Raw genomic sequence first — 22,179 nt, 5'->3', positions numbered from 1 at the left:
ACAGGAGCAGTATCAAGCAGTATTACTTACAAGGGTAAACAACAACGGAGAAGCTAACAATGGCTGGTAAGTTAACTGACAAAGTGGCAATTGTAACAGGGGCATCGTCTGGTATTGGCGAGGCGACAGCACTAGCGCTGGCATCAGTTGGGGCTACGGTAGTGATTGCTGCCCGTCGAAGCGATCGCCTACTTGCCCTAGAAGCCCGTATTACTAGCACTGGTGGAAAAGTCTTATCCATTACTGCTGATGTTTCAGATGAGGCGCAGGTAGAAGCATTGGTAAACAAAACTCAGGCAAAATTTGGCAGAGTTGATATTCTGATCAATAATGCAGGGGTAATGCTGTTAGGTCTGATTGACGGTGCAAATACAGAAGACTGGCGACGCATGATCAATCTCAACGTATTGGGATTGATGTATGCCACTCACAAAGTTTTACCCTTGATGAAGGCACAAGGTACTGGGCACATCGTCAACATTTCCTCGGTAGCAGGTCGAGTTGCAAACGCCGGAAGCGGTGTCTACAACGCCAGCAAATGGGCGGTTGGTGCGTTTAGTGAAGCACTTCGCAAAGAGGTCTATCAAAACAACATCCGTGTCACGATTATCGAGCCAGGGTTGGTAGCAACAGAGCTAGCACAGCACATTACAGATTCCACTGCAAAAGAGCAGGCGAAAAACTTTTACGGTTCGGTCAAAAATCTGGAGAGTGAAGACATTGCCAATGCGATCGTCTATGCCGTCACACAACCAGAACACGTTAACGTCAACGAAATCTTGATCCGCCCGACTGAACAAGAACGGTAATTGATATTCTCTTAAATTAACCTGCAATGCCATTGCATCGACTCGTTATGCCATTGCATTGACCCGTTATGCCATTGCATTGACCTTGCGTTAGCGTAGCGGGGCGTAGCCCAATACTTGTCGGGTTTTGGGGAAAAGGGGAAAGGGAAAGGGGAAAGAAAAAACCTTTAACCTTTACCCTATTTTTACGGCTAATCGGGATGCGAACAGATATCAAAATCCAGATGATTTTGACCTAACACGGAATTTTTCAGATATCTTATCTTGGAACGGCGAAGGGCATGAGCGAGCTTGTCCTGGTAAATCCTTAATTCTGTAAATGGAGATATCTGGCATAGAAAGAACGTTTGGTTTGGCGGACTTTCCAGAGTTGGTGAGTATACTCTGCGTAAGGTTGTGGATAAAGATGGTCGTTATACTCCTGCTTTTAACGATATGCTTACCAGGGTGCAAAATGAGTGTTTAGTGATTGTAGCCCACTCAAATTGACAGTTTCCCGGCCAATGCTCTCTTAGAAAAGCAACTCAAGTGATTCTTGTGCCGCAAATTTATCAACAAAAGACTAAAATTTAGACAAAAGATAGCGAATATTTACTCTAAACTAATTTTCCACAACCCATCTAGCGGATTGGACTGTTGCAATTGATTATCACTGCTGCCGAGCCAATTATTGTCAAACACCAACCCAACGCTGAATATTCGATTTAGAGGATATTGCCCTAGCCTTCCAAAACCTTCAATATTATTTGAGTCAGTGATCACTTGCTGGTTCAACTGTATGGTTGTTTGGTTGCCGTCATCAAAGTAAATTGTGGCTCGTTTATTGTGAAACCTTACCTTAACTTTGTAGACACCACCAGTTGCATAATAGTAAGCTCTAGCAGGTAGCTTTTGACCATCAATATTTTGCCCTTTGAACTCAACTGCGATCGCAGGTGTGTTTAGCATCAACAGGACTGGCAAGACTAACCTTAAAACTTTCATTGGTAGTAACAAACACTTTCAATCAAACTACTTTAGGACTTACGCAAAAATTGCTAAAAAGCTTAATTTCTCGAACCGCCAAGACGCCAAGAGCGCCGAGAATTCGTAGAGTGTGCGTAAGTCCTATACTTTCTACTTTAAAACATAAAACTAATTTATGGGTTAACTAGCGATGGAAAGTAACAAGCCGCTTTAAGGGTTTACGCACACCTGGCCACGCCTAGCCTACTACAGGATTACTATTTGATTTTTGAACGGAATTAGGTATTGTAGAGTGTGTTAGAACGAAGTTCGTAACGCACTATTATCAAGGGTTTGATGCCGTACTCTCTGTGCTAACACATCCTACAGATATTTTCTCCAAATCAAACCGGATTCCTATATATAGATAATAAATTTTGTAATATTTTGTATTATAAAAACTTACCTATTGAAGGATGTTCCAGTTTCTAATATCTAACAGAATACAGATAGAATCTAGCACTGATTGAAAAAACGCTTGAGTATCTAAATTCATGTTTTGTCCAGCAGGAGAACGCGAAAAGTATTTTGAAGGGTTAGCCGAACTGCTCAAGGACGGGCAGACTCCAGACCGAGATGCTCTTGTAGAATTGATGCGGCAATTCGATCAGGAGCCAGTAGAGATTTAATTAATAGAGGGCAAGAGAAATTTGTGGTCAATTCATATAAAGTGCCAAAATTACCACTACCTCCGTCACTTTTAGGTTCAGAAATCGGTTCTTTTACTGAGTTTACAGTCACTCAAAGAATGCCTGCGATCGCTCGTCGAGTTATCGTGGAAAATAATTTTTCACCCGACATTAATACAAGATTAGAAAGGCTTGCTACAGAACTGCCCACAGGATATTTACAACCTCTATTGAATGATACAGGTGCAGATTTTCCAGCTTGGGATACATATCTAGAACCTTACAAAGGTCAGCGTTGGATAGATGTTCCTTGGTTTTTTGTAGAAACTTATTTTTATCGGTTAATTCTAAAAATTACTCATTACTTTCGCCCTGGTATATGGCAAGCTATTGATCCATTCCAATTGCAAAAATCTCAGGGGTTAGAAGCGTCTCTTGACTCGACTATTCTTCTATGTACTCAGGTTAATAAATGGCTGGAAGATTCTGAAATTGATGCCCCAGCAAATCAAACAGCTTTAATTGCACTCTTATATTTCGCTTTATGGGGAAATCGAGTTGACTTAAGTTTATGGTCAGCATTTGAGGACGACCGGAGCCGTTTTGATATTCAAAATCAACTAGCTCACATTTTAGTGAATGATGCCTCCCAAGTTAGTGAATTATTAACTCTTTGTCAAAAAGGTCGTATTGATTTTGTCTTAGACAATGCTGGTTTTGAACTTGTCTGTGACTTATGCTTAGTAGATTTTTTATTAAGTAGCAATTTAGCTAATGAAGTTCACCTGCATCTGAAACCCCATCCTACTTTCGTTTCTGATGCCATGATTAAGGATGTACATGACACAATAAGTTTTTTAGCCGCTACTGGCGATCAACAAGTGACATCTTTCGCTCAAAGATTGGAGAGGCATATTACATCAAGGCGTTTAGTGTTGTCTGAAGATTACTTTTGGACATCACCTTTAGCATTTTGGGAAATGCCCAACTCTCTCAAGAATGAGTTAACTAATGCCAGTTTAATTATAGTCAAAGGAGATGCGAATTATCGCCGATTATTAGGCGATCGCCATTGGGATATTACTACCAGCTTTGCAGATATAGTCTGCTATTTACCTGTACCAACAGTAGCATTACGCACCCTGAAGTCGGAAGTAGCAGTAGGTTTAGAATCTGAGGTTGTTGAGAAAGTAGCAAAATCTGACCATTCTTGGTTGACCAATGGACAATGGGGTGTGATTCAGTTCGTGGCTTAATAGGCTCTTGCTCTTGCTACGCCTTTTGACAATTGGACAGAGTGAACATTTATTTCTTGACCAAGCCATCGAGTATATGAAATTGAAGTGTGCAAATCTAAAGAGATTATTAAGGCAATACCCAGGTAAGATGGGTAAAAATTGGGTAGTTCTGCGGTATTTTTTAGCAAATGATTGAGCGATGATTATGTGTATAGAAAGCGCTGGCAAAGATTTTTAGCTGGCATTTAATAAAGCGGATATAACAAAGCCCTGGATTTTTACCAGGGCTTTTTAAATTGAAAACTCAATTTTCAAAATCGGCGCTCATGACTAGAAACCGAGAGCTTGTCAAGATTCCTCGAATAGCCGATCGCCTTTATGTAACCGAGAAGCGATTTGATAGGTTTGTGCTTGCGATCGCATTGTGGGAGAATGGGCTGCTAAATACCGAGCAGCAGCAACTAATACATGAATCCCAGCAGGAGTGTCAGTTAATAAAGAATACTGACGAAAAGCGGCTTCTATTTCTTGAATTACATGAAAATCACGGTTTTCTCTAAGCATCATTTTCCCTAGCATCGCCATGAGTCTTTCAGGCTTGCCACCACTATATAAATAATTAGCCACTAATTGACCTGTCTGGTTAACTTGCTGCTGACGATTTAATAAATCTGGTAGCTGCTGGAGTAATTCTTCAGGATTTGAAACAGAGTCTTTAGCCTCTGGAAGTCTTGCTGGTGGTACATTCAAAAAACGATTTAAATAGACACTCATCGCCGCATCAAAGACTCCTCTGAGTAGTTCAACTGTTGGTACTCGTCGTAACCCTTGATGCACAGCGTTAGCAAAAGTAAATGGATGATGTGCTGAGTTCCAATCTCCAAAGTCATTGTTAGTATTAAAACGAGCTACACGCAGTGCTGCTGTATAAGTAACTACACTTGCTAATTGTTCTTCTGTACAACCAGCTTGTAGGGCATTCAGGAGCGAGTCGGCGATCGCTTGTGGGTCTTCACCTAATAAAATTGGTATTAATTGCTCCGAGTTTGACCAAGTTCCTCGTTGAGATTTAGTAAACTCAACGAGGTTGTCACCAACCCCGTTGGTCTTCAAAACCGGACGTGAGACTTTCACCTCATCCGGCTCCTCAATGAATCGGCGCTTATCATGCGTACTTCACAACTGAACCATCTACAGTTGTCTTTTCATCGTGGCAGTGTCTGTGTAATATCTGGAGATTTTTATAATCGTCTTTACCTCCCAAACTTTTGGGGATTTTGTGGTCAATCTCCAGTACATCTTCCTCTCGAAAGTACATTCGGCAGTGGGTACACTTCCCTTTTTGTTTCTTTAAGAGTGTTGCTACTCTCGTAGTCGTTTCTGGGTGTTCTCCCATTCTTGAACTCCAGTAAATTAGGTTGCCATCATAAGGACTAGCTTCGCCTTTAACTTTCACATGCCGAATAATTTTTGTTTCCGCGTGTGACCGTAACCGCAACGGGTTTTTACCCTCTTGCCTGGTTGCGAATACCCAATTATCACCACCTATGGTTTGCCAATATTTCTTTGTTACCCATCCCCTGGATTTCTTGGGGTGGCGGTGTTGCGCCCAAGCCTTTAGCTTTGGATACATGAGATTATCTAGGTCAGCAAAGATAACCTTGCTTACTGATGTTGAATAGTAGTTAGACCATCCTGTTATTACCGGATTTAGTCGGCTGATTAACGCCATTTGTGGCGCTGCTTTATGGTCATCGATGATACTTGCTATTCGGTCGTAATGTATCTTTTGCTTTTCCTTGCTTGGGGTGATGATTGTCTTGAAGCCTTGTTTTGAGTGGTATTTACCCACTTTCCACTGTCTTATGTTAAAACCAAGGAAGTTAAAACCTGGTTTTTCTGACCCATACTTATTTAAAGTGTGGGTTAGACGTGTTTTAGAAAGCTTCAATTCCAGACCCATGTCTATTAACCATTCAGAGATTATCTCCCTGCATCTTTGGACAACGGTTATGTCTTTGTGGAGAATCACAAAGTCATCGGCATATCGGATAACTTGAGGGCTTCTGAACTTTGTACCTTTTTTGTGATACCAAGTTTCCCTCATGGTTTGAGACATTTCTGGGAATGCCTTATTTATCCGTTCTTCCATCCCGTGAAGGGCGATGTTAGCTAGTAGCGGAGAGATTACCCCACCCTGTGGCGTACCCTCAGATGTTGGAAACAACTGCTTACCATCCATTACCCCCGCTTTTAACCATGCTCGAATTTGTCGGCGGATGGTGGGAGATGTATTTAATTTTCTTAGCAGTGCTTCATGGTCGATGCGGTCGAAGCATTTTGCAATGTCGGCATCAAGCACAAATTTACTTTTCTGCACAATTGCTTGGAATATTGCCTCTCTTGCATCATGACATGAGCGCCCAGGTCTGAACCCGTATGAGTTAGGCTCAAATCGTGCTTCCCATTCCGGCTCTAATGCCAGTTTGAACAGCGCTTGCAAGGCTCGGTCGTTCATTACGGGAATACCCAAAGGTCGTTTCTCATCCGTTCCTGGTTTGGGAATCCAAACCCGTCGTGTCGGTTTCACCTTTGACTTAGGTTTTATTTTTGTAACCAGTATCAAACGAGCTTCTGGGGATAGTGATTTAACACCGTCCACCCCTGCTGTCTTTTTGCCCTGGTTATCTTGTGTAACCCGACGAACCGATAGACACTTTGCTGCCCAGGAATTCATCAACGTCCTCTGGAGTCTGCGAAATGCTTTGACATCACCACGACGAGATGCTTTGTAAATTCGTTTTTGCAACTTAAAAACACGTCTTTCCAACTTACGCCAGTTGATGTGTTTCCATTCCACCATCGATTCATTACTCAAAACCGTTCTAATTGGGTTAGTCTTCAGGGGAAGAAAACCGTTTTTGTTAGGTTTAGGAGCAATTTGTCGTGTATTAGACTTTTGCATTGCTACTCATAACTTTACACTCCAAATCACCGTAAGTCCGTCAGCATATCTCTGTCATTACAACAGAGCGTTCGCTTCTGACTAAATCTTTACTCTCGTTGCATACGGTTAGCACCTACTCGGTTATCGACCTTACTGAGAGCAAACGAAAGGTTACTTCGTTCCGAATAACCATTGTTAGAACCTTTAGAATGATGCTATCCACCGGGTTTATTAGGAGTGCAACTGGTCAGGCGAGGAACTGCCAGCCCTTTATCCCTTACCTTTTGGCTCCAACGCATTAAGCCTTATTTCGCTGGTTCTTTATTACGATGGTTCGGCGCATCTTTGCTTTTGCTATTCATGGGTTCATGCTCGAAAGGGAACCAGCTTAGGCTGCCAGTTGTTCCTCCTTTTCATCCCGCTTTACGGATTGATGGCTAGTCGCTACCGTAGGGATGATGCTGTTACCGTTGCACCTACGGAGAGGGACTTCTCCTTAATTTCTTTTGGAGTCACCCTCATGGTTATTCAGTTATCATCTGAGAGAGATTAAAGTGCGAACTCAACCCAATGGGGTTATCTCTCAAATGTCACTCATCCCTGAATATTTCTATTCATTTCGAGTGAACGAATCGCACCCCCGCACTTAAGACAGTGGGTAATTGCTCAAAAGCCGACTCTAATATTGCTACCAAATCTACAGGGTAGCGCCAAGAATTAGATTCTTCCATTCGGGATGCATTAGCTAAACCCGAAACTAAGCTAGGTAGAACAGATTCCGCAGCTTCCCAACCAACAACATCAAGTGCTTCCAGTGCTTTGTTAATAAAATCAAGGGTATGCCCAATATCGAGATAACGATGATCTGTAGCGGATGAAAACAGCATATCTGCAACTTGCTCTAAATTAGCCCCTGAGCGAATCGCAGATACCAGACATCTTTGTGCAGCTTCACTATCCCGTACCTCAATAAACTGGCAAAACCAGCTTTTAAGAGTCGGAAAATCAACGGTAGAGTTAGGCAATGGCTGAACAACAAACAGAGGCGGCGCATCTGCACTATCATTAGCGACTGCCGAAAGTCCGTGGAATAAAGCACGAGGTTTGTCTTCTTCATCCAGATAAGGTAGTAGATTGATCATGCAGGTATGGATAGTTAAACCTATACTCCAACCTGTTTTGTTGTAACTAGTGCCAAATTTTAGACCGATTTGAAATGGTTCAGCCGGATTTACTCCTATATCTAACAGTGCGATCGTTGATTTGGCAATCACTAAGGAAATACTCTGCTTTAAACCATCTTCAAGACGTTGGCGTTGGTGGACATGAGGATTAACTGGCGGCGCTAAATTCACCCAAACTTCACCATCACGGATTTCTACAGGAAATGCCGGAACATCATCTGCCCAAGAGTCGAAGGTTCCACCACTAGCTATATCAAAGCGGGCATAATGCCAAGGGCAAGTAACAATACCATCTTTGCAAGGGCTACCTTGTAGGGGAAAACCCATGTGGGGACACCGATTATCAATTGCATAAACTTTATTATCTGAGTAAAACAAAACAATAGTATGTTTTTCCTTGTGGACTAACAAACTACCTGCTGCCTGAACATCTTTAAGTTGAGCAACACGGGTATAATTGTCTTTGTTGGTTGTTTCTTTAAATATTAGAGTCATTTAATTTACACACGAGTGAATGTCGAAAGCTTTACTTCTACTCTGACAAAATTTTTCTTTCTTCGAGCATTTGCACAATACTAATTTTTGTTAACAATATTTAAGCTATAGGATTACTATTTGATTTTTGAACGAAATTAAGTATTGTAGAGTGTGTTAGAACGGAGTTCGTAACGCACTATGAACACGAGTTTGATGCCGTACTCTCCGTGCTAACACATCCTACGTATATTTTCAGAAATCAAACCGGATTCCTATACTAAGTACTACTGCAATTACAAAGTACATAGACTCATGCTGGCTGGTGATAACGGAGGTTGCCGGGTATAGTACTGGTATCGTCCCAAGGAAGGGTAGCAGAAAGACTAGGGTTATTGTGGGTATCCCATGAATCTGATACGTTCTCCAATTCCATGAAGGTAAATAAGTATGAATTAGAAGAATCAAATAATTAAAAAGGGTTGGCTTGAGTTATTTCATGACCACCCTTTAATTCCCAACGCCAAAATTTCTGGCGGGTCTAATTACGAATTACTTTTAATTAATATCTGATAAGTCTGATGCTGTTGGCTGTTCTTCGGAGTTAATGAATTCAGTTCTAGGTGGTTTTCCTATTTTTTTAGGAGGTTGTGGCCTATTTTTTGTAGGTTTTGTATTGGATTGTAGGTTATGATTCTCGCTCATGTTGATTTATCTCCTTTGTAGCTTTAATGATTTGGAAAGTAAAAAGTTCAGTCAGAAAATAGGAAATTTCTGTGCTGACGATTATGACTTCAAGGGATGTGATATCAATTCCGTAATCCTGTTTCAAATTTTGTTAAAGTTACCAATCAATACATTGACTTTTAGTTTGGGGCTGGAAATTTTATCTAATCTACCTCTCATCCATGAGAAAATTTGACTAGCGAAAGCACTGGATCGCTATCATAAAATTACTTTATCTAAATATCAGCAATATCCTTTTCACAAATAGCGATCGCTCTACCTGTGTTAGTAAACATTATCACTGGACAGTTTGGATACTGTTGCTTAATTGTATACAAAACTTCTAGTCCAGTACTCCAGCCCAATTGATAGTCGGTAATAACCAAATCGAATTCGCCTGCTGCTACTGCACTAGCAAAGCCAGAGGCTTCGCGAACTTCTTGAGGTTGAAATTGCGGAAATTCTCTCTTGAGTTCTCGGATTACTAAAGCGCGATCGCCTGGATTGTCATCAATTATCAGAATGCGGAGTACTTGCGTCATTCGTATCGTTGCTGTGAGGAACGGCTTTTGGCAGAAAGCCGAACATTTTTAGTTTGTACTTGGGCAGTTTTGAGAGCATTCTCATAATTGTCAGACACATGTGCAATTTGCCGTCGAATATAAAAGGCAAGGACGCCACCAGCAGCAAGCGACAGGATTATGCTAATAAAGATGACTCGCCCAGTATTCTGTTGGACTGTTTGGTTACGCTGATACCGTAGCTGTTCTTCAGTAGCAATAAAATCAGTAATTTGATTTCGCATCAGATCCATGCTCTGTTTGCGAACCTCAATTGCTGATAGGGGTTCAGTTTCACCTCTTTGTTTACGGGCGATCGCTTGAGAAATAGAGTTCTTCGAGCCTGTTTCCTCTGCCTTGATTTGCCTTAAGCGTTGACTTTGTTGGGGATTATCTGAAACTAAATCAGCCAACTGATCAAAAGTGGTATTAATGGTAGAGTTAGCTTGTTGATAAGGTTCAAGAAATTCAGGCTTACTTGTGAGCTGATATCCACGGACTCCTGTCTCCAGATCCAGTAATAGTTTTTGTAAGCCATTTGCTTCGGCAATTACTTGGTCAGTGTGCTCAACCCATTGCATAGCCCTGAGCAGGCGGTTAATTTGCCAGATTGAAACTCCTGACAACGACAATAACAGGATAATTGGCAGAGCGATCGCGCCGATTAGCCTACGCCTGAATGCAACTTGAGTAATTTGCAGCATTTACTTATGGTATAGCAGCATTTATAGGAATCGTATTTGATTTTTGAAATTATCTATGTGGGCAGTGAGTGGGGAGTAGGGAATAAGGAATTAGGCTTTTCGATCTGTACCGAGCTTTTTCAGAAATCAAATATTAGTCCTATATTATAGATACGATTTTGAAAATAACTTTGTTCGCATAACCGAATTGGATAATTGCCATAGCGATGCTTATACCAAATCAAGACTTGCCCATTGACAAATAAGACAACAAGTGTGGTAGAGAAAATAAGAAAAAATATACGATGCCTACGGCGGCAAGCTACGCACCCCCAGCAATCCCAATTCTGACCCAATACTTGTCGGGTTTTGGGGAATGGGGTTGCGGGAAAGGGGAAAGAAAAAACCTTTAACCTAAACCCAATGCCGAGTTAAGAATGCACAAAGCGAGCAGTATTGAATTCTGACCAATCCCCTAAATCATCCCCGTGTAGAGATACCCTACGGATTACAGTACATACATTGGGCTGGATTTGCAAATTCCATACCATTAGGAAATAGTTTCTCTTGATTAAAACCACATTTTTTACATTGATAAATTGCGGTCAGTGGTAAGGTGGTTGGGATCTGACAAAATTCACAGGGTAATCCCTGAATTATTTCAGTTATTTCAAAACCAGGGATATTACACTTTGGGCAACAACTGCTAATTTTATTGAGTAAATTATGGGTAGCTTTTGCAATATTTTTCATTCGAGTGGGATTATACATTGCCCGCATATCTGTCTCAATATTTACCTGACTATTTGGTGAATTATGCAATGCAAAATTAACTGATGTTATCAAATCTATTTCTTTTGTAATACCTTTAATTATCTCATTACATCTATTCTCTAAGTTTTCAAACCAGACAACTAATCCATGTTCCGGAAAACCAACTTTCTTAGCAAAAATATATGCCTCATCTAAATTTGTTATAATTTGATGATTAAAGTTAGTATCTGTAGAAATTTCCTCACCAATAATTTCTAGATTATTGATTTTATCTAACAAAACAACTATTTCTCTGTTACAGTAAATGTAAGGAACTAATGGATGGGGTGTAAAACTACCTTCGCTGGCGATCGCTAAATTTTCTCGTGTTAATTCTAAGGCTTTCTCTGCTTTGAATTTAGCGGCGGCAATTTGTGTTCCCGGACGTTTTACTTCTCTAGTAAATGTGCCAAAAATATCAGTATTAAAATCCTGTGGTACTATAACTTTGATGCCTAACTCTTGCTCTAATAGTGGAGCAATTACCTTTTCTTTTTGGTGCATTGTCGCCAACACAGCCAGACGATCATTAAATAATTGCTGGTCATTCATTCTGCGCTAATCCCTAGAAGTTAAGTTTGTAGCTTTTCGTAATTCTAAAACGGCTGATTCTTCTGATTTTATCGCCGCAAACCAGTTTGAGCTTCTTGAGAGCAAGCGCACTGGTAGCGATGCCTGCGGCGGGCTACGCCTACGCATGACCCTTAAGTTCATCAAACCCAAAGCCCCCTAATTAAGGCTTGCTGTTAGAGTGTTGCTCCCTAGCTTAACTGACTGCGAAACTTACTAATACTAATAGTTAATAACACAACAGCAAAGGCGACTAAAGCCAAAACATTCATCCAAAGTACATCTAAGCCAACACCTTTGAGCAAAATACCTCGAACGATCGCAATGTAATGACGGAGGGGATTGAGTAAAGATAGGGCTTGAAACAAAGGTGGCATAGCTTCAATAGGTGCGATCGCTCCAGAAGTTTGTACCATTGGTAAATTAATAAAGAAAGATGTCAAAACTACCTGTTGTTGGGAACTACTTACAGTCGCCAACATAATACCCAGGCTAATCCCGACAAATACATACATACTTGAGAGGGCGAAAAATAGCAGAAAATTACCTCGAAATGGTACATGAAATATTACTGTTGCTAAAGTGGTAGCTAATAAAACATCTCCCATTAATAAAAATGCTAAAGGGACAATTTTCGATAGTAATATTTGCCAGTTAGCAGCCGGAGTCATTAGTAATTGTTCTAAAGTACCTGTATCTTTTTCTCGGACAACAGTAATTGCTGATACTAATGTCCCAATTAATGTTAAAACTAAACCCATAACTCCTGGTACAAAAAACCAACTACTCGTCAGTCCAGGATTATAAAGAAATACAACTTCAGGTGAAACTGGGGGATTTACTTTACCTTGGGTTAATTGTAAATTATATTGCTGGATAATTTGATTCATATAATTTCCGGCAATCCCGGCTGTATTAGCATTTACAGCATCAATAAATACTTGAATTTCTGCTGATTTTTGTGCTAGTTGACGCGGAAAATCGGGAGGAATTATTACCCCAACATCTAGCTTTCCTTCTTCTACCTGACGACTCAATGCTTTTTCACTGCTTGGTACAGATTCTAAAGTGAAAATTCGATTTGATGTCATGGCTGAAACTAACTCCCGACTAGCACTGACGTTGGCATAGTCAATGACACCTAATCGCAAGTTATGAACGTCGGGATTAAGGATAAATCCATAGAGTAATAATTGAACTGTTGGCGGGACAACTAACAGAATAATTAATTGCTTGTTGCGGAGAATTTGATTAATTTCTTTCCGCATTAATGACCAAAATGGGCTATCAAATAATCGCTGAATAAATTTCATAAAATCACTTTTGATTTAACCATAGATACGCAGAAAAGCCAGTGCGTTACAGGGGTTCCGCTCGTTGTAGCAACTGGCGCGACACAGAGAAATTAATTTGGTAATTGCATTCGACTTAAAACTCGGCGTGATACGTTGAAAAATACTAATCCCAAAGCTGCAAGCATGAGTAAATCAAACCAAACTCCGGCAAATCCTGTACCACGCACGAAGGCATCACGAGTGATATCGATGTAATAACGCGCCGGAATTATGTTAGGTAGTAGTGATAAGGGAAAAGGAATATTGTTGAGGGGATAAATAAAACCTGAGAGTAATAATGATGTGATAAATCCTACGAGAGAAACACCTTGTACAGCAGCATTTTGGTTACTACTGCGGACTCCTAAAAGCAATCCGAAAAAAACGCTATCTGTCAGAAATAGTAAAGTACCAAGTAGTAATGTTATGGGATTGCCAACTATGCCAACTTGGAAAATAATTGAGCCTAATACCATAACAACTAATGCCTCCGCGATGGCAATTAATAGGTATGCTAATCCTTTACCAAGTAATAGTTCAGTGGCACTAATACTAGAAGCGTATACTTGTAAAATTGTTCCTTTTTCTTTTTCCCGTACCATTGCGATCGCTGAAAGCAATGAAGGAAAAATCCATAGTACAACTCCGTAAGTTCCTGGCACAATATACAGCGATTCTAATCTGCCAGGATTAAACCATAGACGCATTCTTGCTGTAATACTACTAGTCGCAGGTATCAGTCCATGCTCTTGCATGAAAAAGTTTGTCACTCTTTGAATACTATTTCTAATTACACGGGCATTGTTAACATCAGTGGCATCGATTAACACTTGTACATTTGTAATTCTACCTGCTTGAATATCACGGCTAAACTCTGGCGGAATAATCACTGCGGCTTTAGCAATTCCTTTATCTATAGCATCGCGTGTAGGATTGCCACCAGACCATTGTTTAGGCACAAATTGATTGGTAGCATAAAGTCTTTCAATATAGCTGTTACTTAAGTTTGTGCGGTTAAAATCTTGCACAATTAAGGGAATATCTTTACTCTCTAACCTAATAGCAAAACCAAAAATTATTAAAGTAATGAATGGTAATAAAAATGCTAGTGCCAAGGTCAGGCGATCGCGGCGGAATTGGGCTATTTCTTTTACACATTGGGCAATAATTCGTTTCATATATATTGGGTACGGCTTTGGCTAAAATCAGAGTGTTTTTAAACGCAGAGGAACGCGGAGGTTAGCGCATAGGCGCTTCGCCTTCCCGCAGGGTAGGAACGCAGAGGTTTTTGGAGGATAATTTGCTGCATACTCGTTTTCTATTTTTGCGATCGCTGTACTATACCGATAAAAGCATCTTCTAAAGAAAAAGGAATGGCGCGTAAAGAATTGATGGTAATTTGATTAGCCTCTAAAAGTTGAGTTAGTTGATTTATTTCCTGTTCAGGCTGATCGAGAACAACGTGTAAACTATCAGCGAAAATCGAGATGCGCCAAGGCTCAAAGTGTTGTTTGAGTATGTTGGAAGCTGTTTGGTTTTGATTGACAATAATTTCTATTAGTTGTCCCGGTTGCGAGGCTTTGATAGAACTTGGTGAACCTTCGGCGACGGTTTCTCCTGCAACCATAAAACTCATGCGGTTGCACTGTTCAGCTTCTTCTAGATAGTGCGTTGTCACTAAAATGGCTGTACCGTTACGGGCAAAGTCATTAATCAGCTTCCAAAACTGGCGACGCGCCAAGGGATCTACCCCCGATGTGGGTTCGTCTAAAAATAAAATATCTGGTTCGTGCATCACACAAGCACCGAAAGCGACTCGCTGTTTCCAACCACCCGGTAGCTGTCCAGTAATCATATTTGCTTGTCCTTCTAAACCACAGGTAGCAATTACCCAATCAATTTTTTCCCGTCGGAGTTTGCGAGGTACGCCGTAGACTCCGCTATAAAATTCGAGATTTTGCAGAATAGTTAAATCGTCGTAAAGGGTGAATTTTTGACTCATGTAACCAATACGCCGCCGTAAGTCTGCACTCCGCAGATTTCCAGTTTCACCGCCCAAGGAAATTTCACCGCCCAAGGAAATTTCACCGCCACTTGCTGCTAGTAATCCACACAGCATCTTAATTGTGGTGGTTTTTCCAGCACCGTTAGCACCTAACAACCCAAAGATTTCCCCGTAGCGCACTTCGACGTTGACATCTTTAACGGCTTGGAAATTGCCAAAAACACGGTTAAGGTTGTTAGCATGTATGGCTAGTGCTGAGTGCTGAGTGCTGAGTTCTGAGTTTTGAGTATTAAATACTTTTTCTGCTCCTCTTTTGCGAAAACGAGGAAATGGAAAAAATTGCGGCGCAGAACCTTGTTGTCGCAGGCGGGTGACAAAGACGTTTTCTAATGTGGGTTCGCCATGCTCGATACTGGGAGAAGGTAACTGATGTTGTTGCAGCAGTTCGCGGACTTGGATTTCGCCGGAATTTATATCTTGAACTAAAACATCCAAGCGATCGCCAAAAGTTTGCACATCTACTATATTTGTCTGGTCAGTCTGAGATAATATCTCTTCTGTTGCTTGTAGATTTGCTGTTCGCAATTCCAAGCGATGCAAGCCTAAGTTAGCCCGTAATTCTTTGGGTGTGCCAATTTCATGAATTTGCCCACTGTACATCAAAGCCACGCGGTGACAACGTTCAGCTTCGTCTAAGTATGGTGTCGCAACTACAATTGTCATCCCCTCGGCTGATAATTCTCCTAGCACATCCCAAAATTCCCGCCGGGAAACTGGATCAACACCCGTGGTAGGTTCATCTAATAACAATATTTCTGGTTGAGAAACCAAAGCACAACACAGCGCCAGCTTTTGTTTCATCCCACCAGAAAGTTGTCCTACTAAGCGATCGCCAAATCGCTCTAAATTCATTAATTTTAAATATTTATTGCGGCGTTCTCTTAATAAATCATCTGCTACTTGCCGTAAACCTGCTGCATAACGTAAGTTTTCATCAATACTCAAATCCAAATACAGCGAAAACTGTTGAGTAAGATAACCTGTAATTAATCGGGCATCTCGTGCAGGTTGATTAAATATTTGTACCTCCCCCGCCGTTGCTTCCATCACACCGCCCAAAATGTGAAAAGTGCTAGTTTTCCCCGCACCATCAGGGCCGATTAATCCAAACATTTCACCTTTGTTGACACTCAAATCAATTCCTCGCACAGCAGCTAAGTTTCCATAGTGCTTATGCAAACCGCGAACTTTAATTGCTGTGGTGCTAGATGATTGCGGTGAGTTTGGAGTAACAACTGTTTTTTGCTGTTGCATCATTTAGCCTCTTAGCTTGAGAAAGTGGTGGAGAATTGAAGGTGGAAATTTAAACGCAGAGGTACGCAGAGAATTTGCGAGGAATTAATGAAATGTTGCTCTGTTATCTGCTTTCTGACTTCAAACTAATTTCGGCATCTGCTGGCATCCCCATTTTGGCGCAGGGTAAATCTGATTCAGTGTAAGGATTTTCGGGGTTAAAGCAGCTATCAGGGTTTTGAACTTTGATCCGAATTCCTACTACTTGTCTGACTCGATCTTTTTGAAAGTAAATATTTTCTGGTGTAAATGAAGCTTGCGGATCGATCGCAATTACTTTACCTTCTAATGGTTTGTCCGGCGCAGAATCAATGAAGATTTTCGTTGTTTGTCCTAGACGCACTTTGCCAATATCACCTTCGGGAATAAAACCTCTAAAATACACTGTTTTAGGATCAACAATTGTCAAAATATTAGTCTGACTGCTAACTATTGCGCCTGGTTCGACACTCCGAGCTGTAACTACTCCATCTAAGGGACTGACTACATTTACATCTTTTTTGGAGTCTGCAATCTGCGTGAGAATTTGCTGATTTGATGCTTGAGCATCTTTAACTTTGGCACGGGCAGAGTTGACTTTCGCTTGTGCAGATTTAAGTTGAGCATAGCTTTGCTGCTGCTTTCTGACTAATGCTGTTAACTGGGCATTGCGAATGTCAGGATTTAAACCTGTAGTTTTAACTTGAGTTAACGCCCCTGATGTAGCCTGTAATTGTTGGCGTTCGGCATTAACTGCTGCCTGTCGTGCTTCTAGGGTTGCTATTGCTGTATCTAGGGTAGTTTGGGCTTGATCGAATTGTTGTTGATTGATCGCTCCTTCTTTTACCAATTGGGCATAGCGATCGCGGTTGATTTTTGCTAAATTAACTTCTGCTGCTGCCTGTTTAACTTGCGCTTGTGCTTGCACCAATGTAGCTCTGGCTGCTGCGACATTTGCTTGTGCCTGCTCAATTCTTCCTTGGGTATCTCCTTGAGATTGCCGCAAATTAAGTTTGGCTTCGTTAATTTGGCTGTTAATTTCTTGAATTTCTCTGCTGACTCGCTCTACATCTGAAATTGCCTGCTGTTCATCATACTTAGCAGATGTCACTCTCGCTTGTGTACCAAGTAGTTGTTGTTGCAGCAATTGATCGTCTGTGTCGTCTAACTTAATTAACTCTTGCCCTTTTTTAACTGCTGCGCCTTCCCGCACGGCAATTGTCTCAATTCTTCCAGAACGCTTGATCCCAATCTCGGTTTCATAACCCTCAATCCGCCCGCTAACTTGCAGTATATTTGCTGGTACTTGCGGTTGAGAGCGCCACACAGCGTAGCCAATACCACCTACCACCACTAGCCCTATCAGTAAAAAAATGGGTTTTTTGCGGCGTTGCGGCTTCGATACTGGGGCATCTTTAAGATTTTCCGGGGATGTCGGGATAGTCTGAGTCATAGTAGCAGCCTGGATTGTGAAAAATATTCTGTATAAGAGGATTGAAAATTTTGAATTCTTTGTCATCATACTAGACTGTCTAGTATGATATAGCAAGATATACGCAAAAAAATTTACCATTCATGCCTATAAACCCTGTCCAACTAGAAAATCCTTTACCTGCGATCGCTCCAAAGCAGGAGCAAATCTTACAAGGAGCTATACGGATATTTTTGAAGGAGGGTTACGCTAGAACAAGTATGGATCGTGTCAGTGCCTCAGCTGGAGTATCGAAGCAAACGATATACAGTCACTTTCAAGATAAAGAAGGACTGTTTAAAGCGTTGATAGAACGGTTGACGATTGCTTGTTTTCAAAGCATTTTTAGTATAGAAAAATTGCAGGGGGAACCAGCAATTTTGTTGCGTCAAGTTGCCGAAATTTATTTAACCAAAGTTGCTGATAATCCCGATTATTTGGCATTGTTGCGTTTGATAATCACTGAGTCACAAAACTTTCCCGAACTAGCAAAACTTTATAACCAAACCGTTGTGCAACGAGGTCGGCAAATACTAAGTTACTATTTTGCATCTCATCCAGAACTAGCAATCAGCGATCCAGAGGCAATGGCTCATATTTTTTTTGGTTCACTAGTATCCTACGTAATTGTAGAGGAAATTTTACATGGCAAAGAACTTACTTTTTTATCACGCGATCGCTTGCTAGACAGCTTAATAAACATGGTCATGAGCCAGTCCCTAAATACGGTTGGATAAACAACAGTACTACAGCCGAAAACTTCGACATCGCCAGCTAAACATTAATCATATACTTTTATGATTATCCTTTAATTGCTCTTGTGCAGAGAGATTAATGTGGTATTGAGCCGAGATACAAGTAAAAAGCAGCAAGATGGTCTGAAAAGCCTTGCTGTATATAAGTTTGAGCGTTCTTGAAGCGAAAGTAGGATTTTGCCTGAAGATACTTGCAGTCTGAGGGTCAATAATTGCTTTTCGCCTACCACAGGGAATTATAAATACTCTGTGGTAGAAGGCTAATATTTTGGGCTATAATCCTTTACCTGTAGGAGTTACAGACAATTTATTGCGACAGATACTCAAAGTCCTTGCTGTAAAACCTGTAAATAAAATTAATAAATACTCCAGTTTTTGTAGCGATACATACCCAAGATTTGCGTTATCCTGCCAATTTTACTTAAAAATGGCTGAACCCTATATATAGTAGGAGTTTCCAGACCATCTTGCAGGTTTTTACTCATATCTCGGCTCAATACCAACTTGTCCGGCTCCCCAAGTTTCCGACAGTTATTAGGTCGAGTCCGGGAAGTAGCTTTATCGGGTTATACTCACCAAGACTTACTCGGTACGGGAGGAATTGTCGCCAAGTCGTCTTGGTCATTAGTCATTGGTCAATAGTCATTAGTATTATTAAACACAAAAAATTCCGTATAACTACTAATAACTAATAACTAATGACTTGAAATCCCCCGGCTTCAAGCCCTACAGTGTATACACAAGTCTGAAATAGTTTACTCACCTGGTTTTTCGCGTCAGTTTTACCCCACCCTAACCCTCCCCGATGGATTGGGGAAGGAACTAGATCCCTGTTTCCGCCCTTGGAAAAAGGAGGGAACTAGATTCCTATTTCCCCCCTTTCCAAGGGGGGATTAAGGGGGGTAATTTGACTTGTGTATACACCGTAGGGCTTCAAGCTAGGGGATGAGTTAACACCTTTAAGTCATCTCTATCAGCAGGTTGGAACTATCAGAGGAATTACTAAGCCATTTTAGATTATTTTTGTTAAAGTTTCAGGGGAAGGCTAATTTGAAATGTGGAGCCTTGACCTAGAATACTATTTACAGTAATTTGCCCTCCGTATCGTTGCACAATTTGTTGAGCGATCGCAAGTCCAAGTCCAAAGCCGCCTGTTTGCCGAGATCGGACAGTATCTACACGATAAAAACGATCAAATATGTGTGGCAAATCAGTGGACGGAATGCCAATCCCATTGTCTTTGACCTGAATGACCGCATAGTGAGACTGGGTAAAAAGATGTAATTCTACCTTACCGTCTGCTGGTGTGTACTTGAAGGCATTAGTCAGAAGATTAATCACAGCTTGTTTGAGCAAATTAGCATCGGCTTTTAACATGATGGGATGCTCTGGAAGGTGAGCATTAAAATTAAGACTTTGGGCAGGAGCAAGGGCTGCAAAATCTTGGAGAAGCGATCGCAATATCTCACACAAATCAACGGATTTTAATCCGGTTTCCGCAAGGGAACCATCATGACGCGACAAAAAAAGCAAATCATTGATCAGCGTACTCATAGACTTAGCAGTTTGGGCGATATTTTGCAACCGCAATCTTTGCTCCAACGGGTCTTCGGGGGGCATTAGGGCAACTTGGGCATTGCTCAATATCGTAGCAACAGGTGTACGTAGTTCATGAGAAGCATCGGCTGTAAATCGCTGCAATTGCTGATAAGCACGAAGGCTTGGTCGCATTGCCAACCCGCCCAAAAACCAACCTGTAATGCCAATTACACCAAAGGTCACAGGAACTCCAAAAGTTAAAAACAAGCGGGCTTGGTTGAGGTTAACGCGTAGAGAGTTCATTGGCAATGCTGCTTGGAAGTAGCCAATGAGCCGCTTATCTTCAAAAATAGGAATTGTGACTTGGCGAACCCAGGTTCTTATCAAATATTCATTACCTAGTGGTAGTTGTAGCGTTTGAAATCCTGGTTCTGCTGTCAACTGGTTGTTACTCAATGAACCGATATATTGCAAAAGTTGTTTATCAGAGTTGTACCATCGTGCATATATTAGGCCGCCATTTAAAGATGCTCCGTTTTCTATGGGAGTTTTGCTGCCCTGATTTCTCCATTGACTTTGATAAAGCGAGTATTGAGTCTTAGCAGCAAAAACTTTACTTTGTGAAAAAAGTTCGTCGTCAAAAACTCGCAACTGTTCTTCTACATTCAGACAATAGCCTACCCCTGCAAAAGCGAACAAAATTCCACCCATTGACAGGGCGAACCAGTGAGCGAGATTACGACGGCTACGATCAAACATTAGTCATTAGTCATTAGTCATTAGTCATTAGTCATTACTTTTTCATCCCCTGCTCCCTGCTCCCTGCCTCCGTCTGACGGTTTACAAATTTGGCGGATTTATTCGATAGCCCATCCGATGCACTGTTTCTATCCAATCTTTCACACCAATGGTTTGTAGGCGCTGGCGCAAGCGGCGAACTAAGGTAGTAACTGCGTTACTTTCTGGTTCCTCTCCGCAACTCCAAAGGGCTTGCTCAATCTGGCTATGAGATAATACTTGCCGGGGATGACGCATTAAATACTCCATCAATTGAAACTCGCGGCTAGAAAGTTGAGTTGTCAACGAACCAAGTTCGAGCGTCAAACTGGATAAATGAAGTTGCAAATCGCCCAAGCTAAGTATATCTCCTTGCCATATAGGTGTGCGCCGTCCTAACGCCCGGACTCGTGCCAATAACTCCAGGACATCCACAGGCTTTACCAAGTAATCATCGGCTCCAGCATCTAAACCTGTTACCTTATCTAAAACCGTGTCTTTCGCCGTTAACATCAATACAGGAGTCAACTTACCTGCCCGTCGATATACTTGACACAATTCTACGCCACTGACTTTAGGCAACATCCAATCTAAAATCAGCAAGTCATAGTCTTTGCCAAAGGCAAACCATTGTGCTGTTTCTCCATCAGCGATCGCATCGACTGTATGCCCCACCTTTAACAAGGCTGCCCGCAGTGGCTCTAACTGCGATGGGTCATCTTCTACTAGTAAGATCAACATCCCATTTGCTTTAGCTTGCCGTAATTTTGCTTTCTAGTTTTAAGATTAAGCTAAAAAGTGACACTAAGCACTCAACCCGATATCTTCTATGCAGCAACTCCAACTTTTTCAAGCGTTGCGATCATTAGGCTTTGGGTTTTGGTTGTCCTTGCCGTTGATTGGGTTAGTTTTTTGGCTGGGGAGCAATTTTGTTGGAGATCAGATTTTAAGTCGTTCCAACCTCACTAAGAAATATCTGCTAGCAGATACCCAATCGGCACGACAGATTATGAAAAGAATAGTAGCGATTAAAGTGGAAATTCTTCCCCAAAAAGGAATTTCACGGGTGAACGTTAAAACAAATAACTCAGTTCTCACAAGGATAGTATTTGAATTTCCAATCACAGATATAAGCAAACTTGAAGCCGCTCTTAGTCAGGAGTTAGGCTTACCGCGCGATCACGTTAAAGAACTAATAGTTGAGTCGAATGACAAATGACACTCACTAACCCTGACATTTCTTTGTCATATTTATCTAATAAACTACAAGAAAGGTAACGTAATTTTACTTTTATCTAAATAATTGACTGTTGATAGCGAACATTTGA

At 41.2% G+C, this 22,179-nt stretch carries 19 protein-coding genes; 6 read left to right on the top strand and 13 right to left on the bottom strand.

Annotated elements, in window-relative coordinates; genetic code table 11:
* Positions 1–59 precede the first annotated feature (59 nt).
* Positions 60–809: an SDR family NAD(P)-dependent oxidoreductase gene (locus CDC33_RS18530; protein ID WP_109009722.1), complete on the top strand. Its 750-nt coding sequence runs from the start codon at positions 60–62 to the stop codon at positions 807–809.
* Positions 810–1,400: 591 nt separating this feature from the next.
* Here the strand turns inward: CDC33_RS18530 and CDC33_RS18515 are convergent.
* Entirely contained in the window at positions 1,401–1,757 is a 357-nt protein-coding gene (locus CDC33_RS18515) for a hypothetical protein (RefSeq protein WP_244919274.1), read from the bottom strand.
* A 551-nt stretch (positions 1,758–2,308) separates the two neighbouring features.
* Between CDC33_RS18515 and CDC33_RS41305 the strand changes: the two genes are divergently transcribed.
* Both CDC33_RS41305 and CDC33_RS18510 read left to right on the top strand, forming a co-directional pair.
* Positions 2,309–2,443, top strand: a complete 135-nt coding sequence (locus CDC33_RS41305; protein ID WP_280524420.1) for a hypothetical protein — start codon at positions 2,309–2,311, stop codon at positions 2,441–2,443.
* A gap of 23 nt (positions 2,444–2,466) precedes the next feature.
* On the top strand, positions 2,467–3,699 hold the full coding sequence (locus CDC33_RS18510) for a damage-control phosphatase ARMT1 family protein (protein ID WP_109009719.1): 1,233 nt from the start codon (positions 2,467–2,469) through the stop codon (positions 3,697–3,699).
* 330 nt (positions 3,700–4,029) lie between these two features.
* Here CDC33_RS18510 and CDC33_RS18505 read toward each other — a convergent pair whose 3' ends face one another.
* From CDC33_RS18505 to CDC33_RS18455, 10 genes are all read right to left on the bottom strand, one after another.
* Positions 4,030–4,815, bottom strand: a complete 786-nt coding sequence (locus CDC33_RS18505) for a hypothetical protein (RefSeq protein WP_244919273.1) — start codon at positions 4,813–4,815, stop codon at positions 4,030–4,032.
* 31 nt (positions 4,816–4,846) lie between these two features.
* Positions 4,847–6,646 (bottom strand): group II intron reverse transcriptase/maturase, encoded by a 1,800-nt coding sequence (gene ltrA, locus CDC33_RS18500; RefSeq protein ID WP_219930000.1) that lies wholly within the window; start codon positions 6,644–6,646, stop codon positions 4,847–4,849.
* Positions 6,647–7,242: 596 nt separating this feature from the next.
* Complete coding sequence (locus CDC33_RS18495) at positions 7,243–8,307, bottom strand: Rieske (2Fe-2S) protein (RefSeq protein WP_244919272.1); 1,065 nt, start codon at positions 8,305–8,307, stop codon at positions 7,243–7,245.
* Between the two features lie 941 nt (positions 8,308–9,248).
* Positions 9,249–9,554, bottom strand: a complete 306-nt coding sequence (locus CDC33_RS18485; RefSeq protein WP_244919271.1) for a response regulator — start codon at positions 9,552–9,554, stop codon at positions 9,249–9,251.
* Complete coding sequence (locus CDC33_RS18480; protein WP_109009717.1) at positions 9,551–10,276, bottom strand: CHASE3 domain-containing protein; 726 nt, start codon at positions 10,274–10,276, stop codon at positions 9,551–9,553. The genes CDC33_RS18485 and CDC33_RS18480 overlap by 4 nt, the downstream gene beginning before the upstream one ends.
* 480 nt (positions 10,277–10,756) lie before the next feature.
* Entirely contained in the window at positions 10,757–11,620 is an 864-nt protein-coding gene (locus CDC33_RS18475) for a DUF6671 family protein (RefSeq protein WP_109009716.1), read from the bottom strand.
* 209 nt (positions 11,621–11,829) lie between these two features.
* Positions 11,830–12,951 (bottom strand): ABC transporter permease, encoded by a 1,122-nt coding sequence (locus CDC33_RS18470; RefSeq protein WP_109009715.1) that lies wholly within the window; start codon positions 12,949–12,951, stop codon positions 11,830–11,832.
* 92 nt (positions 12,952–13,043) lie between these two features.
* Complete coding sequence (locus CDC33_RS18465) at positions 13,044–14,150, bottom strand: ABC transporter permease (protein ID WP_109009714.1); 1,107 nt, start codon at positions 14,148–14,150, stop codon at positions 13,044–13,046.
* A gap of 140 nt (positions 14,151–14,290) precedes the next feature.
* Positions 14,291–16,291, bottom strand: coding sequence for an ATP-binding cassette domain-containing protein (locus tag CDC33_RS18460; RefSeq protein WP_109009713.1), 2,001 nt, complete (start codon positions 16,289–16,291; stop codon positions 14,291–14,293).
* Positions 16,292–16,394: 103 nt separating this feature from the next.
* Entirely contained in the window at positions 16,395–17,762 is a 1,368-nt protein-coding gene (locus CDC33_RS18455; RefSeq protein ID WP_109009712.1) for an HlyD family secretion protein, read from the bottom strand.
* Between the two features lie 122 nt (positions 17,763–17,884).
* Between CDC33_RS18455 and CDC33_RS18450 the strand changes: the two genes are divergently transcribed.
* Both CDC33_RS18450 and CDC33_RS38885 read left to right on the top strand, forming a co-directional pair.
* On the top strand, positions 17,885–18,517 hold the full coding sequence (locus tag CDC33_RS18450; RefSeq protein WP_109009711.1) for a TetR/AcrR family transcriptional regulator: 633 nt from the start codon (positions 17,885–17,887) through the stop codon (positions 18,515–18,517).
* A 522-nt stretch (positions 18,518–19,039) separates the two neighbouring features.
* Entirely contained in the window at positions 19,040–19,177 is a 138-nt protein-coding gene (locus tag CDC33_RS38885) for a hypothetical protein (RefSeq protein WP_181374067.1), read from the top strand.
* Between the two features lie 384 nt (positions 19,178–19,561).
* Here the strand turns inward: CDC33_RS38885 and CDC33_RS18445 are convergent, their stop codons facing one another.
* Positions 19,562–20,833, bottom strand: a complete 1,272-nt coding sequence (locus tag CDC33_RS18445) for a sensor histidine kinase (RefSeq protein ID WP_109009710.1) — start codon at positions 20,831–20,833, stop codon at positions 19,562–19,564.
* Positions 20,834–20,914: 81 nt separating this feature from the next.
* A complete protein-coding gene (locus tag CDC33_RS18440; RefSeq protein WP_109009709.1) occupies positions 20,915–21,592 on the bottom strand; it encodes a response regulator transcription factor in 678 nt (225 codons plus the stop codon).
* Between the two features lie 88 nt (positions 21,593–21,680).
* Between CDC33_RS18440 and CDC33_RS18435 the strand changes: the two genes are divergently transcribed.
* On the top strand, positions 21,681–22,070 hold the full coding sequence (locus tag CDC33_RS18435; protein ID WP_109009708.1) for a hypothetical protein: 390 nt from the start codon (positions 21,681–21,683) through the stop codon (positions 22,068–22,070).
* Positions 22,071–22,179 lie beyond the last annotated feature (109 nt).

It is taken from the genome of Nostoc commune NIES-4072 (assembly GCF_003113895.1).
Taxonomy (GTDB): Bacteria; Cyanobacteriota; Cyanobacteriia; order Cyanobacteriales; family Nostocaceae; genus Nostoc; species Nostoc commune.
Note: the sequence above shows the minus strand (reverse complement) of the source record. Positions and strands in the feature narration are given on the sequence as shown.

Coding starts and splice junctions, on each gene's coding strand:
- CDC33_RS18530 (WP_109009722.1), top strand. CDS start 60: ATGGCTGGTAAGTTAACTGACAAAGTGGCAATTGTAACAGGGGCATCG.
- CDC33_RS18515 (WP_244919274.1), bottom strand. CDS start 1,757: ATGCTAAACACACCTGCGATCGCAGTTGAGTTCAAAGGGCAAAATATT.
- CDC33_RS41305 (WP_280524420.1), top strand. CDS start 2,309: ATGTTTTGTCCAGCAGGAGAACGCGAAAAGTATTTTGAAGGGTTAGCC.
- ltrA (WP_219930000.1), bottom strand. CDS start 6,646: ATGCAAAAGTCTAATACACGACAAATTGCTCCTAAACCTAACAAAAAC.
- CDC33_RS18495 (WP_244919272.1), bottom strand. CDS start 8,307: ATGACTCTAATATTTAAAGAAACAACCAACAAAGACAATTATACCCGT.
- CDC33_RS18485 (WP_244919271.1), bottom strand. CDS start 9,554: ATGACGCAAGTACTCCGCATTCTGATAATTGATGACAATCCAGGCGAT.
- CDC33_RS18480 (WP_109009717.1), bottom strand. CDS start 10,276: ATGCTGCAAATTACTCAAGTTGCATTCAGGCGTAGGCTAATCGGCGCG.
- CDC33_RS18475 (WP_109009716.1), bottom strand. CDS start 11,620: ATGAATGACCAGCAATTATTTAATGATCGTCTGGCTGTGTTGGCGACA.
- CDC33_RS18470 (WP_109009715.1), bottom strand. CDS start 12,951: ATGAAATTTATTCAGCGATTATTTGATAGCCCATTTTGGTCATTAATG.
- CDC33_RS18465 (WP_109009714.1), bottom strand. CDS start 14,150: ATGAAACGAATTATTGCCCAATGTGTAAAAGAAATAGCCCAATTCCGC.
- CDC33_RS18460 (WP_109009713.1), bottom strand. CDS start 16,291: ATGCAACAGCAAAAAACAGTTGTTACTCCAAACTCACCGCAATCATCT.
- CDC33_RS18455 (WP_109009712.1), bottom strand. CDS start 17,762: ATGACTCAGACTATCCCGACATCCCCGGAAAATCTTAAAGATGCCCCA.
- CDC33_RS18450 (WP_109009711.1), top strand. CDS start 17,885: ATGCCTATAAACCCTGTCCAACTAGAAAATCCTTTACCTGCGATCGCT.
- CDC33_RS18445 (WP_109009710.1), bottom strand. CDS start 20,833: ATGTTTGATCGTAGCCGTCGTAATCTCGCTCACTGGTTCGCCCTGTCA.
- CDC33_RS18440 (WP_109009709.1), bottom strand. CDS start 21,592: ATGTTGATCTTACTAGTAGAAGATGACCCATCGCAGTTAGAGCCACTG.
- CDC33_RS18435 (WP_109009708.1), top strand. CDS start 21,681: ATGCAGCAACTCCAACTTTTTCAAGCGTTGCGATCATTAGGCTTTGGG.